The 14,677-nt window shown below is 44.4% G+C and carries 7 protein-coding genes; all 7 read right to left on the reverse strand.

What is annotated here, in order from left to right; translation table 11 throughout:
* Positions 1-52: 52 nt before the first annotated feature.
* Positions 53-472 (reverse strand): hypothetical protein, encoded by a 420-nt coding sequence (locus tag ABIE50_RS21285; RefSeq protein WP_354028108.1) that lies wholly within the window; start codon positions 470-472, stop codon positions 53-55.
* Positions 417-6,482: a non-ribosomal peptide synthetase gene (locus ABIE50_RS21290; protein ID WP_354028109.1), complete on the reverse strand. Its 6,066-nt coding sequence runs from the start codon at positions 6,480-6,482 to the stop codon at positions 417-419. The genes ABIE50_RS21285 and ABIE50_RS21290 overlap by 56 nt, the downstream gene beginning before the upstream one ends.
* Positions 6,483-6,920: 438 nt before the next feature.
* A complete protein-coding gene (locus ABIE50_RS21295; protein WP_209859890.1) occupies positions 6,921-7,283 on the reverse strand; it encodes a hypothetical protein in 363 nt (120 codons plus the stop codon).
* A gap of 16 nt (positions 7,284-7,299) precedes the next feature.
* Positions 7,300-10,371 (reverse strand): cyclic peptide export ABC transporter, encoded by a 3,072-nt coding sequence (locus tag ABIE50_RS21300; protein WP_209859888.1) that lies wholly within the window; start codon positions 10,369-10,371, stop codon positions 7,300-7,302.
* Positions 10,368-10,907 carry a UpxY family transcription antiterminator gene (locus tag ABIE50_RS21305; RefSeq protein ID WP_209859886.1) on the reverse strand — a complete coding sequence of 180 codons (540 nt, stop codon included), beginning with the start codon at positions 10,905-10,907 and terminating at the stop codon, positions 10,368-10,370. Before ABIE50_RS21305 ends, ABIE50_RS21300 begins: the two co-directional genes overlap by 4 nt.
* 225 nt (positions 10,908-11,132) lie before the next feature.
* Positions 11,133-11,816, reverse strand: a complete 684-nt coding sequence (locus ABIE50_RS21310) for a response regulator (RefSeq protein WP_209859884.1) — start codon at positions 11,814-11,816, stop codon at positions 11,133-11,135.
* A 370-nt stretch (positions 11,817-12,186) separates the two neighbouring features.
* Positions 12,187-14,562 carry an ABC transporter permease gene (locus ABIE50_RS21315; RefSeq protein WP_209859881.1) on the reverse strand — a complete coding sequence of 792 codons (2,376 nt, stop codon included), beginning with the start codon at positions 14,560-14,562 and terminating at the stop codon, positions 12,187-12,189.
* Positions 14,563-14,677 lie beyond the last annotated feature (115 nt).

The following is a 14,677-nucleotide window of genomic DNA, read 5'->3' on the forward strand; positions in this document are numbered from 1 at the left end:
GGGGCTGATGATATGCGCTGTGTTGTTAAATACTTTCAATGGTGAACTGTGGTTATCCGAAAAGTGTTTTCATGTCGTGTTCATCGAGATTGGCCAATTTAAAATCGGAATGGGATAACTGCACCTCCTGCAATTCCTTCAGGTAATGCAGCATGGAACGTAGTGTACCAAAATAACGATCTATAAAGTCCGACACCAATGCCGGCTCATGTGCAGTTTCGTTAAATGATAATTCCATTTGTAATCTGCCACTCAGTACCAGGAAATTCATTTCAAACAAACAATACATTTCATTCTCTTCATGTGTTTCCCGTCCTGTGGCCGCATGGTTGTAAGAAAAAAGCCGGTTATTGAATTCGTGATCAACCTGACCGATATAGTTGAATAAGATGGCTGTTTTACTATCTTCTTCTTTTTTAAAATATTCTTTCAGATACCTGCCAATGCCATATCCTATGCCATGCTGAGGCACCTTTGCGTATTGCTGGTTTTACGCACCTGATCTGATCTCCGGTCGTATCTCCTTTCACGTAAAACAGGAGCGGATACAACGCCGTAAACCAACCGATGGTAGCAGGCACTTCCCTGTGTTCAAATTGCCTTCCGTGTCCTTCCATCATTACCAGCAGCTGCTCCTCTCCTGTCCACTCCTGCAGTACGTTTCCCAAAGCGGTCAGTAGTAATACCGGTACTTCTGTTGAAAAAGGGACATTGGCTTCCTTCAGTAAAAAATCTGTTTCGTCCGTGCCCAGGTGCCGGGAAACTGTTCTTCGGTGGATATACCGCCAGTCAATCAATGTATCTGCTACTGGTAGCGAAAAAGTGCATCTTTCTGCTTCTTTCCAATAGGCTATTTCGGCAGGTAGCATCCTGTTCCCAGATTCATGCAGAGATTGCAGCCAGTTGCCGGCTGGCATCGAAATTACCACCGGGGGAACCTCTGTTTCGTTTTGCAGGGATTCATAGATGCGTAGAAGGTCTGCCAGCAAGACTCTCCAGGACACACCATCTATCACCAGGTGATGTGCTGTTATGAGCAGTTGTTTGTTTTTGCCTTCTTCTATCACTGCAGCTTTTATCAGCAGGTCGCGCGTTAAATCAAAGGTGTTCTTAATCCGTTCCAGTTCTGCTGTTGTAGCTCCGCTACATTCCGATAACAGGAATAAATCGGATAAATGCCGGTCATTATAACACAGGCAGTTTTTAGCGGGATCATAATTCAACCGGAGACCATCGTGCCGGGAAATCAATATTTGAAAGGCCTGTTCAAGAATATGGGTTTGGGCATTTTCACGCAGTTCCAGTAATAAAGTTTGATGATAGAACGCCGGATGCTTAAATGCTCTTTCAAAAAACCATGCTTCTATGGGCAAGTATGCGCGCTCCCCACTTGCCTTCATTTGCATTGACTGGTCGGGGAGCAATGGATGGGCATGCAAGGCTACCCGGGCTACGGTATGGTACGTTAAAATATCCTTTGCATCTACAGATATTCCCCTATCCAGCAGATAGGCTTTGATCTGAAAAGCTTTAATAGAATCTCCCCCGAGATGAAAAAAATTACTGTCTGCTACTACTTTTTCTATTCCCATTATTTTCTCCCAGGCTTCCGCGAGCTGCCGTTCCATATCTGTCATACTTTTTCCGGCAGTGGGATGTAATACCATATCCGGTGCCGGAAGTGCATCTATATCCAGTTTTCCATTGGCAGTAAGCGGAAATGTTTCCACCCCAATAAAGTGCATAGGGATCATATAATAGGGCATCCGTTCCGCCAGATACTGTATCAGGTTATCGATATCCAGATCAGCTCCAGGTACTGATACGGCCCTGTAGTATGCCACCAGGCGGAATCGCTCCAGCGTGTCCTTCACTACCGTTACAACAGCCTGTGCTATCTCTTTATAACCCGACAGATGGTATTCTATTTCTGCGGGCTCTACTCTGTATCCATCAATTTTTACCTGTCTGTCGAACCGGCCCAGGAATTCAATGGTACCTTCGTTTGTACGTACACCCCGATCTCCGGTTTTATACATCCTGGCATCCGGCACAAAAGGATCCTCTACAAATCTCGCACCGGTCAGCTCCTGGTCATGCAGATACCCGCAGGCCAGGCCATCCCCTGCAATATATATTTCACCATGAACCCCTACGGGCACTGGAATCAGGTGTTTATCCAACAAATAAATCCGGGTATTGCTAATAGGTTTCCCCACCGGCACATTTACAAAGGCATCGGTCGGATTAAACTCATATATCATGCAGCCCACTGTTGCCTCTGTGGGTCCATACTCATTATAAATCCGGATGTGGCCACCGAATAAACGATATATATCCATGGCAAGTCCACTCTCCAGCTGTTCGCCTCCAACAATAAAGGAGCGGATCCTGCCGGGAGTATTGATGGGTAGCAGTTGCCTGTCACGCAACAGCCGGAGATGCGACGGGGTTAACTTTACAATATCTGATCTGTTATCGCGGATTACCTCTTCCAGCAAGGAACCACCGGTTTGCTCTTCATAAATGATCACACGGTTACCTGTCACGAGTGGAACAAATATGGAAGTTACTGCCAGATCGAACGATACAGACGTGAAAAGTGGAAAATCGGAAGATGATTGATGATCATTGGCATACATCCCAACTGCCCATGTAATATAGTTAACCAGTGCACGGTGCGACACAACAACTCCTTTAGGGTTGCCGGTAGTACCTGATGTATAGATTACATAGGCAGGATCTTCAGTATCTGCATTTTCCTTATTATAAACGGGTTCTTCTCCGTTCGCATTACCGTTCCAATACAACCATGGGGTACCTTCCGGGTCGTTATAGCCCTCAGCGCCTGTCAGGATTAATTTGCACTTACTGCTTTTAAAAACAAAGGCCTTACGGTCTGCCGGCAAATCCGGATCTACCGGCAAATAGCAGGCACCGGACTTCAATACCGCCAATATATAGATGATCAACTCCGGAGACCTTGGCAATAAAATCGCTACTACATCACCATCATCGATTCCTTTCTCCCTCAGCTTATAAGCCAGTATAGCTGATAATCTGCTCAGTTCACCATAGGTAAGATCCCTTTCTCCATAGGAAACAGCCACTGCATGAGGTGTTCGTGCCGCCTGTTCCCTGATCAGTACTTCGATACGTTTATGCTGTGGATATGTCGCTAATGTTTTATTGAATTCGGTAATTACAGCCTGGTAGTCATCATCAGACAACAGGCACATTTGTGCTACTTTTATTTCCGCATTTTCCAGAACAATGCTGATCAATCGCTGAAAGTGCCTGGAAAGTTGATGTATTTTATCTTCAGAAAATAAGTGTGTGGCGTATTCTATATTGTATGCCGGGGCCACTGCATCTTCAAAAATCTCCATCGTAATATCGAATTTGGAGATGCCCGTATCAAAATCGCGGCGGGTAATTTGCCACTCCGCATTTTCCAATGAAGGCACGCGCATATTCTGATACACAAACATTGTATCAAAAACAGCGTTTCTTCCGGCCCCACTACTTTTACAAAGATCTGCAATATCTGAAAAGGGAAGGTCCTGGTGATCAATGGCCGCTTCCATGGTATACTTCATCTTTTGCAGCAGACTGGTAAACTGTTCTTCTCCGGATATTTCAGCGCTTATCGGCAGGTTATTTACAAACATCCCTATCAATGGTAAAAGGTCAGGATGTCTTCTTCCGGATACAGGTATGCCTATCACCATACGCTCTTTTCCCTGATACTTTGATAACAGCAACGCATATAGCGTAAAAAACAACAAGTGGAGTGTACAGTTATTCTCCGCTGCCAGCTTCTTTAGTTGTGTCAGCTGCGAAGGATCCAACCGGAATGATAACTTCCGTCCGGCTGTATCTGGTTTCGTGGGGCGCAGATAATCGTATGGCATTTCCAGTAACGGTACTTCGCCCTGTAGCTGCTGTTTCCAATAGGCCCTCTCCCGTTCCAGTGCAGGCGACCGGCTACGCTCCCTGTCCCAGGCAGCATAGTCTGCATATCTTACCGGCAATTCCGGTAAACCGATGCCATGATATAATTTGAGTAATTCGTCAATAAAAATGGAAACCGAAATACCGTCGGCCACGATATGATGAAAGTCCAGCAACAATAAATGATTGTTTCCAGACACCCTGAAAAGATGCCCATTCAACAAGGGCGCTACTGACAGGTCAAAAGGACAGATGGCGGATCTGATGAGCTCATCCACGCTGTCCTCTTCTGTTAGCTGCGTCATTTCCAGTTTAAAGATCACGTGGTCGTGCACCTGTAACACCTGACCTTCACTATTCATCCGAACGGACATTCTTAGCGCATCATGTCGTGCTACTATTTCCCGGATAGATTGTTCCAACCGGGCAGCATCTAACTTCCCGGTGATACTGAACACCACACTCACATTGTACGCGAGGCTTTCCTGGTTCATTTGCCAGAAATATCCTATCCGTTGCTGTACCGGTGCCAACGGATAAAATGCTGCATCCTGTACTGCCCGGATAGGTGGAAAAATATCTTCCCCCGCCCGTTTCCGATGTGAAATCTCCGCTGCTAATTCCGCTATGGTACGTTTACTGTATAATATGTTAACAGGCAGTTCAACTGAAAAGGATTGACGGATCATCATACTCATTTCGGCAGCCAGCAAGGAGTTACCCCCCAGATCTGCGAAGAAATCGGATCGTCCTTCTGCCTGCTGTCCGGTCAGTTGCTTCCATATGATCATCAGCTGTTGTTCTGTGGCTGTTGCGGCGGGATACGCTGCCTGTTCTTTCAGCAGGGTTAATTCCTTTTCTGCGGTGTCAAAATCGCCTGCCAGTAGTTGTTCTGCCAAACGATATCGCTGCAATTTGCCGCTGGTAGTTCTTGGCACTGATTTCACAGGCAGAACGCGGCCTAATTCAAAACCGAAATGATGACTGATAAGGGCCCTGAGTGATCTTTCAATTTCCAGAAACTGTGTAAGTGGCCCCCTGTGAAAAACGAAAGCCACAATCTCTCCCTGTTTGCCGCCACCACCGTATACGCTCGTCACCACTATCTTATTCAGTTCAATTCCGGTTATACCCGTAGCTATCTGCTCAATATCGTGTGAATAGTAATTACGGCTGTTTACAAAAAGTACATCCTTTTCCCTTCCTGTTACGTACAACATTCCATCTTTAAAAAATCCCAGATCTCCGGTCGTCAGCCAGTTATCAGCTCCTATCACCAGTTCTGTGGCAGCCACATTATTGTAATAGCCGGCAGTAACATTCTTTCCTGAAATCTGTATGCGGCCGATGGTTGCTTCCGGGGCTATTTCCTCCGCACCGGTAACAATTCTGACGGCACAGTGCCGGATAGGTTTTCCAACGCCTATAAAAGTAATGGCATCCTGCGTTCTGGCAGGTTCCATCATCCTGTCTCCAACATTGAGCCGGTTTCTATCTAACCGCAGGTAGCTGATATCCTCTTTCAAAACAGGGATAGATACAGCCAGGCTGGCTTCCGCCAGGCCATAGACCGGACACATCACATTTTCTTTCAGCTGATGCCTGGAAAAAGCGGAGAGGAATGCCTTACAAATGCTTTCTGAAATTGGCTCTGCCCCATTATACAATATCCTTACCTGTGAAAGGTCAAACTGATCGTAAGGCGCTTTTACGCAATGCCGGGTGGTATATTCAAGCCCAAAGTTCGGTGAACAAAGGATAGTCGCCTTGTGCTCACTTGCCTTCTCCAGCCATAACGCCGGGCGGCGGATAAATATGTCCGTTTGCAACAGGTAATGCTGCATCCCGTAAAGTAAAGGGCTCAGGTGAAACCCGATCATCCCCATATCATGCGTAAGCGGCATCCAGCTCAGCATACAATCTGATTGATGATAAGCAGCGGCCTCCCCGATATCTTCCATATTGGTGATTAAATTCCTGTGGGTGAGCATCACGCCTTTAGGATTCCCGGTTGAACCGGAGGAAAACTGAATGAAAGCCAGCTCCTCTTCGACGGGGCGATAAAGTAATGCCTGGAAGTCATGACCAGGCATTGCCGTTGCCACAAAGCGTGCCGACATTTCCGCCAAAACACTTTCCTGCTCATTATCTGCTGCATATTTTGTCAACTGCGCAAGCTGCTCATCCGCCGACAGTAAAAAAGGGTGACGCAGGAATTTCCATACGGTAAAAACCTTTTTGCGGTGATCATCATTTTTGCCTACGGATAACGGTACAGGTATAATTCCGCCGAGGATGCATGCCCAGAAGAAAATAAGGTAGGTACTGTTATCCTCTACCTGGAATACAAGTTCATCACCCCGGCAGACACCTTTACTTTGTAAAAGGCCCAGGCATCGCGATGCGGCGACAAATAGCTCTCCGTAGGATAGAAAGCTTTCGTTGCCCTGGTTTCCTATAAAAGTTACGCCCGCATCCCGGACGTCTTTTACATTTTCCAGCATGTCAAACAATGTCGTTATCCGCATGATTTTTAGCTGTTGTTTTTAAATAGCCTGCTATGTCCTTTCCGACCGGTCTGGCCATTAGGCGCCGCAGAAAACCGGTCGCTTTTGAAGTCAGTTATGTGGCAGAGGCGCTGGTGTAAAGTTTCCCGTCTTCACATTGATTTGCTGTCAGATATCGGGTCATTATTAAAAGTCACGCACCATTTAAGGTGGGATATATCAGTCAGGTCATTCATCCGATATCTAAATCCGTCATGGATCTTCAAGGTTTCCCATATCAAGGGCTCGGCTTCTTCCGATACGGCTGTGATGAAGTACAATGCCGCTGATTTTCTTGTCAGTATCTCCATGCAAGGTATTTCCCAATCCAACACGATCCCTTTTTGCCGGAGTTCATCCAGCTGACTGTTTATCTTATGTATTTCAGGTACATCTCCAATCTTATGCATAGTAGTTGGATTAATCTGTGTAGTAACCAGGGTATTCTCCTTCTTCATCTATTTTGGGAATATATTTCGTTTCCCAATCCTTCACCAGTTCCAACCTGTTTTCCCTGGAAGATTCCGGCAACAGTTCAAACTGTAACATTTTAATCCACGGGCCCTGGAAAAACTTCTTCAGTCCTTCATTGGCAGGTTCCCTGAAAAGATCCTTGATGGCGGTATGCAGGGAGTCTGTTTCTCCTATGTACCTGCAGTTGGCCGGTTCATCATTTACAATCCCGAAAACCCCGAATATGGCCTTTTCTTCCGGTAGCTCTCTAAGGGTGTCCTTATGCTGAAGATTATATTCAGCATGCCAGATTTCAATCCTTTGTATCATGTTTGTTTATGAGATTTTACGTATTTGTTAGAATGTCTGCGGGGTGCCCCTTCCAGGGCCTAAGCTGTCCCTGATTCATTTCCAATACCGTATCCGCTATATCAAAATAGTGGTCGTCATGTGTGATTGCAATAATGATTTTTCCGGCCATCTTCATCTCCGGCAGCAGGCGACGATAAAAGAAGTTACGATAGGCAGGATCCTGGTCTGCCGCCCATTCATCAAACAGGTAAACAGGGGAATCTTCCAGGTAACATTGCAGTAATGCCAATCTTTTCCGCTGGCCTCCCGACAACTTAATTGTGCTGTATCGATTACCGTTGACTGTTACTTTATCGGTCAGATGCAGCAATTGCAGGTATTTTTTTATTTCCTCCGCTTTTTTAGTTGTATCCAGGTTATAGAGCTTATTGAATAAATAAGCGGGACTGAATACAGTGGAAAAACATTCACTCAGTTGCTCTCCTGATATTATTTCATCATCCAGGTATATATTTCCCTGGTCCGGCTGATAAAGTCCTGTCAGCAGTTTGGCAAGTGTTGTTTTACCACTGCCGTTCCCGCCTATGATGAATAATATTTCACCTGCCTTCACAGTAAAATCTACTGGTCCGATAGCAAAATCTATATGGTCATTTTCATCTTTGTATTGAAATGTCAGTCCGTCTACCCGGAAAACCGTATGCCTGGTAACAGGTGCCGCCTGTACTCCTCCTTGTCCGGCACCTTGTGGTATTTCATTCAGGAAAAGTTGGATTCTGGACCAGGCCACTTTCAACTGCATAATGGAGGGAACCGAATTGAGTATTTCGTTCACGGGAGCAATAAGGTACAGCAGCACCACCACAAAGCTGATAACGACGTGGGACTGGACGTATGGGAATATTTTAGGGATCACGAACGCCACTACGCCCAGTAAAAGTACCAACAGGGATTCCCCTACGAGGAATGCATTAACGAAATGGATATTGGCAATGGAGATTTTCTTCCGGTATTCATCTGCAGTATCAGCAATATCCTGTTTATACTCCGCTTTTTTCTTTCTATGCAGACTGATTTCCTTGAAACCCTCAATCATTCCGTTAACGAGGTTAATAAAGCTGTTCCTGGTTTCGCGGGCTTCCTCGAAATATACATTAGTGCTTTTGCTGACAAAATAATAGATCACGGATATCAGGATAATCAATGTCACCGTTAATGTAGTAGCCCAAAAGGAAATAACAGCCAGGTAGAGAAAGGCCGTCAGCGTGGTGAAAATGCTGGTAATGAGTGATACCACCGTGTTGGCAGATTCCCCGATCATAGTCACATCATCATTCAATACGGTATAGATACGCCCGCTGTCCATTTTTTCGAACCGCTGATAAGAAGTCGAAAATATTTTTTCAATCATTTTCATCCTTAACTCAAACACGATATTCCGGGTCATCCTGGTTAGGTTTATCTGTACAAACCTTCTTCCCAGGAGATATACAGACAAAGCAAGTATATAATACAGGAGCAGGTATTTCAACTCGACTTCACTGTTGATGGAAGATGTTACTAAAGCGATAATGATCATATTCGCGATCCCCGAGAAGACGCTAAAAAGCACCACCCTGGGCATTGTACCTTGTAATTTGTCGGTTGCAGGAAACAGTAATCCAACAAAATAGGCCAGGTAGCTGAAGAAGAAAGCGGATAGGATCATCAGGATCATCGCCTTAAAGCTGAGAGGACTCCATACAATAGCGGCATCCCAGTTAAAGCCCGCCATCACCACGGGAATGTAATAGATGCCGATCAAAAAGGGCACACCCAGCAACATGGCCGTAAGCAGCTTTAGTATACTTTTCAGTGGCCTATCTCCCCTTTTCCGTTTCCCGGCGGCCAGTTGCCAGATCATCACCAGCAGTCCTGCCAACAACAACATTATATATATTGCCAGTACTCCACATATTAGTGTATAGATGCTGTCACTCCTGTCATCGGAAAATCCGTCTTTATCAATATCATCAGCCGCCAGTATCTTGAGTACCATGTCTCCTATCCAGGGGGTGTAGCTGCTACCCGAATTGGTTAAAAGTGCCACGCCCAGTTGTCTTTTTTTTCTGAATGCCAGGTAGGAGCTGAAATTGGGGTTGAGCCCATCGTGGTATATTTCTTCATTTCCATTCAGGGAAACATTCCAGCCCATTGCATAAGACGACATGTTATGTAATGGTACAGTTTCATCGCGCTTTTGTGTAGCCTGGGCAACCGTGTAAGTTTCGCTGTCGGTTAATCCCATCTGGAACCGCAACCACTCCTGCATATCCGTTGCATTCGAAATAACATAGCCTGCAGCGTTATTCCCGGCATATCTCGGGGCTACATAGGGGAATGGCCGCAGGAAACCTGTTTTGTACCCGGTGGCCATCATCATTGCATCATCGGGTATTGCTATCGATGTGTGGGACAAACCAATCTTCTTAATAACACTATCGCGGAGGTAGCGTTCAAAGGTCATTCCCGTTACCTTTTCTACAATAAGCGCCAGTATATCGTAATGTACCGTAGCGTATTCAAATTGTTTTCCTGGTTTATGCCGTAGAGAAGTACCCATGACTGTGCGTACTGTTCGTTCCAGCGCGCCGCTGCTGCTATCCTCCGGAATGCCGGCAATGGTTTCCCAGGGGATACCGGATGTATGATGCAAAAGCTGGCGAAGGGTGATTCCTGCCACTACATTTTTATATTTCATCCGGAACCATGGCAGGTAGTCTGTTACTTTATTATCGAGGCGCAGTTGTCCGTTCCTTTCCAGCTGCATAACAGCCATTGCGGTGAATGCCTTACTACAGGAGCCCAATTCAAACAATGTGCCGGGCACTACTTTTTTTTCCAGTGCAAGATCCGCATATCCGTAGCACCTGATAACGGAATAGTCACCACTTACCAATACCAGGCTGGCACCCGGAATCTTCCCTTTCTTCATCCATATGGAAACGGAGCTGTCAATTTTCCGGAGCAGACGATCATCGATCACCTGATGGCCCAATGCAGTATTACTGAGTAAGATGGCTACCAGGTATATCAGAATCCGGTAGTGGGCGGGAAATAATTTCATCTGAGAGCGCTGTTTCTAATGCTGCCTTCTGTGTCGACATCAAAATAATCGGGCGGCAATGTGATCAGCAGGTTTCTTTGCAGCATGCGTACCCTTACCAATATCTTTTGCCTGTTGTCCATCTGTACTACTTCACAAGCCAAACCGGTAAGGGGGCCTTGTTTGATAAGCAGCTGCTGTCCCTGCCGGAAGTGAGTGGCAGATAACTCCACCTCCATGTTACTATAAATAATCAACTTTATGCTATTGATAATATCCTCGCTCACTCTGGCCACCTCCTTTCCAAACCGTACATACTGCAGTACACCGGGAAGATGCTGTCCCAGATAATAGTCCTCGATACCATTAAGATGCACGAATACATAAGACTGGAAGAGTGGTTCTTCCACGTACTTTTTCCTGTCATGCCAGATCTTAAGCATTTTTCTGATGGGTAAATAACAAGAGAAACCAAGCTCAGAAAGGCGGATAGTTACTTTCTTCTCGTGCTGTGGCCTTGTATACATTACATACCATCCGGTAGTGAATGTGTTCATGCGGTTAACACTGATTAGGGTAATCAAAAATAGAATTACAGTCCTTAAATTTATGGGTGTATAGCTAACGCTACAGTAAGTACCATTCTTACTTTCAAGAGGATTTTCTCAACCGGCATATATTATTTAATGGCTATCAATTATGATAACCAATTTAATTCGATTTTCTAATCGGGGATATAGGAAGACTACTAAAAAAAGTGCGGTTTTTACGAAAAAACTGGGTCATCTGTAATTTAAAAGGGGCTTAGGGGTGGTATAAATAATATTGTTCTCCACTGCATATCTCAACAGCCCAACGGTAGACTTCACGCCAATTTTATCCTTAATATTTTGCCGGATTTTTTCTACGGAGCGGATACTCAGGTGTAGCAGATCTGCAATTTCTTTGTTACTTTTTTCTTCCCATAACAATTCCAGAATCCTTATTTCCCTATCTGCCAGCTTAATGTTTTTATCATCTGCCAGTTGCCCTATATTCCGTTGAATGCCCAGGTAAAGCAATTCTGTAAAATACCTGTTCCTGTAAATTTTTCCTTCACAGATACTTATAACCGCCTTCATCAGCTCTTCCGGACTTTCCGTTTTGGAAACATATCCGTATACGCCGAGATTTAACAGGTCGTTGATAATCCCGACATCCGTACACATGGAAAGAATCAGTATTTTAATATCGGGATATTCCTGATGAATCCGCCTGAGAGAATCCCTGATATTTTGCTGCTGCGTCAAAACATCAATAATCAGAACATCTACCGGATAGTCCTTTAGCTTCTGAAACAAGTCATATAACTCAGATGTATCGATCGCTACATTTAATCTCTCGTGTTCAACAAAATTACTTCTAAGTAACTTTCTGAATAACATGGAGTCATCCACTATCGCAAGATTCCAAAGTTTAAACTGCATATAGAATAATTATTCGGGTAGACAATGTTTTTAACAAACAGAATAGTGCATTTTTGCTGGCGAAGAGCCAGCAATATGCTACCACATATCAATTTAATGTTGATTTTTCCAATGGCATAGTATCCTTATTATTTATTAACGCGGCAATTTTTACACCCTTATTGCGTGTATAAGTAGACGTTAATATATAAACTTTAACGTAATAATCTTATTTTTTTTGAAAAACAACGAATTATTCCGCTAAATATTAGCGGAAAAAGGATGTCTTGCAAAGGGGGCATGCATGTATAGTCATCCTTACAAAGGGGAAGAAATAATTATTTCATAACTGGGATCAGGATTTAAGTCCGGTTAACAACAATGGCTTTCATCAATCTGATTTCAGACTTTTAACCGGGTTAATACAGGCGGTTTTTACAATCTTATAGCTCACTGTAAGTAGTGTGATAGCCAGTGTAGCTATTGCTACCACCGGGAAGATCCACCAGCTGATTTCAATACGAAAAGCGAACTGGTGCAACCATCGACTGAGCACATACCAGGCAAGGGGGGTTGAAATAATACAGGCGATGAGTACCAATACAACGAATTCTTTTGACAGTAACTGCCACAAGGCCAGCACCGATGCGCCCATGACCTTCCGGATGCCAATTTCCTTCGTACGTCGCTCTGCAATGAATGACGCGAGGCCTAAAAGCCCGATATAAGAAATAAAGATGGCAAAAATCGAAAAGAAGGTAATGAGATTCCCCATCTGCTCTTCGTTATAAAACTTCCGGGCGTATTCTTCGTCATTAAATTTAAATACAAAAGGGGTATGGGGATCATATCGTTGAAACACGGAGGCTATTTTATCCAACGCTCCACGCACCGGCATTCCCTGTTTCATACGGATTGTCAGCACGCTGATCCAGCTTTCACTGTAGTTCAGAAAAAAGATGGTTGGTCTTACCGGCTCATAGGGCGACTCCATCACCATATCCCGCACCACTCCTACTATTGGTCGTGGTTTTCCATTCCAGACAATGGTTTGTCCTACCGGTTCCCTAAAGCCCATCACCTTTACCGCCGCTTCGTTAACTATGAAACTGCCGGTATCGGATGGAAAGTCTCTTGAAAAATCGCGCCCCTGCCTTATCTTCCAGTTTATTGTTTTGCCAAAGTCATGTGTAACCGCCACGGTTCGGAAAATGAAATTGCCCGTGGCATCCTTACCGCTCCATTGGAAATTGGTGTTGGTAGTTCCTCTTTCGGTAGATGCGTTGGAAGCTGCCGATACTTCTGTTACTGCGCCGCTTTGTAACAGATCTTCCCGGATCGCATTATAATGACCGTATATCTCAGGGGTATTGATATTCACAGTAATTAAGCCTTCCTTATTGTAACCCACCAACCGGTTCTTGGCATACCTTACCTGGCTATACACCACTATTGTGGCAATAATAAGGGTAACGGAAGCGGTAAACTGGATCACTACAAAAACCTTTCTAGGCGTAACGCCTAAACGTCCTATGTTCACCAACCCTTTCAACGCCTTGATAGCCTCGAAGCGCGACAGGAAAAATGCGGGGTAACTACCTGCAAGCATACTCGTAACCCCCAGGAACAAAATAACAGCCAACCAAAAATACAGGTTTGTCCATGGAATAAATATATGTTTGTCCGCCATGTTATTAAAAAGCGGTAATGCACATTGTACCAAAACAATGGCAAGCACAAGGCTAAAAAAAACAATAAATACAGACTCCCACATGAATTGCCATATCAACTGCCCTCTCAGCGAGCCCATAGTTTTCCTGATTCCTACTTCTTTAGCCCTCATTTCACTACGCGCCGTGGAAAGGTTGATGAAGTTGATACAGGCTAACAGCAGTACAAACAAACCGATAATCCCCAGCATTCTGACATATTGTATAAACCCACCTGAAATTTCTCCATTGCTGAATTCTCCATACAGGTGCCATTTATCCATCATATGCAGGAACAATTCTTCTTTGCCCTCACTGATATGCTGACCAGGGATATTCCTGATCTTGGCAGCTACTTTTTCCGGCTCGGCCTCATCATTTAACTGCGCAAATAACTGGAAAGCATGATTATCCCATTGACTTTCAGCTGCTTTTACCCAATCATCTACCAGGTAATAGCTATCCCAGGGCAATAAAATTTTAATATCGTAGAAGGTAGAGTTGTGAGGCCAGTCCTCATAAACCCCTACCACATTCAGATTTAATTTGTTATCCGTTTTGATTGATTTTCCTATCGGATCTTCATTATCAAAAAGTTTGCGGGCAAGCGAAGCTGATATCAACACCGTTTCCGGTGCATCCAGTTTAGCTTCACCCCTTACCATTTTCAGCGTAAACATTTTCGGAAAGTCAGGCTGTACCCATAATCCACTTTGAAAAAATTTTCCGTTTTCATAGTTAACGAGGTGTTCTGCAGGCCAGGAGGTCAATGCAAGCCGCTTAAAATCCCCGCCATAATTCGTTTTCAACTCCTTCTCTGTTGGAATAGATACTACAGGTTCAGTGGTGATTTTACCATTAAAGGTTTGATTGGATAGCACCCTTGCCAACTTGTGATGATGCTCGTGGTAATGATTAAACGACACTTCATCCCAGATCCATAACCCGAGTAACAATGACACCGCCATTCCCAGAGCAAGACCCGTTACATTGATGAAAGAATATATCTTAGCTTTAAGAAAATTTCGCCAGGCTATTTTCAAATAGTTTATCAGCATACAAACGCTTTAATCGTGAATCATTACACTTTCCGAATATACGAAAACAGTTGGGCCAAAAAGAATGCCAGCCTCCTAATAGAATAGTTACCAGAAATAATTACATATTAAATAT

It is taken from the genome of Chitinophaga sp. OAE865, from assembly GCF_040546735.1.
GTDB classification, from domain to species: domain Bacteria; phylum Bacteroidota; class Bacteroidia; order Chitinophagales; family Chitinophagaceae; genus Chitinophaga; species Chitinophaga polysaccharea_A.

Bases quoted from the DNA above. Each gene is read 5' to 3' on its own strand.
- ABIE50_RS21290 (WP_354028109.1), bottom strand. From the start codon at position 6,482: ATGCGGATAACGACATTGTTTGACATGCTGGAAAATGTAAAAGACGTC.
- ABIE50_RS21295 (WP_209859890.1), bottom strand. From the start codon at position 7,283: ATGATACAAAGGATTGAAATCTGGCATGCTGAATATAATCTTCAGCAT.
- ABIE50_RS21300 (WP_209859888.1), bottom strand. From the start codon at position 10,371: ATGAAATTATTTCCCGCCCACTACCGGATTCTGATATACCTGGTAGCC.
- ABIE50_RS21305 (WP_209859886.1), bottom strand. From the start codon at position 10,907: ATGAACACATTCACTACCGGATGGTATGTAATGTATACAAGGCCACAG.
- ABIE50_RS21310 (WP_209859884.1), bottom strand. From the start codon at position 11,816: ATGCAGTTTAAACTTTGGAATCTTGCGATAGTGGATGACTCCATGTTA.
- ABIE50_RS21315 (WP_209859881.1), bottom strand. From the start codon at position 14,562: ATGCTGATAAACTATTTGAAAATAGCCTGGCGAAATTTTCTTAAAGCT.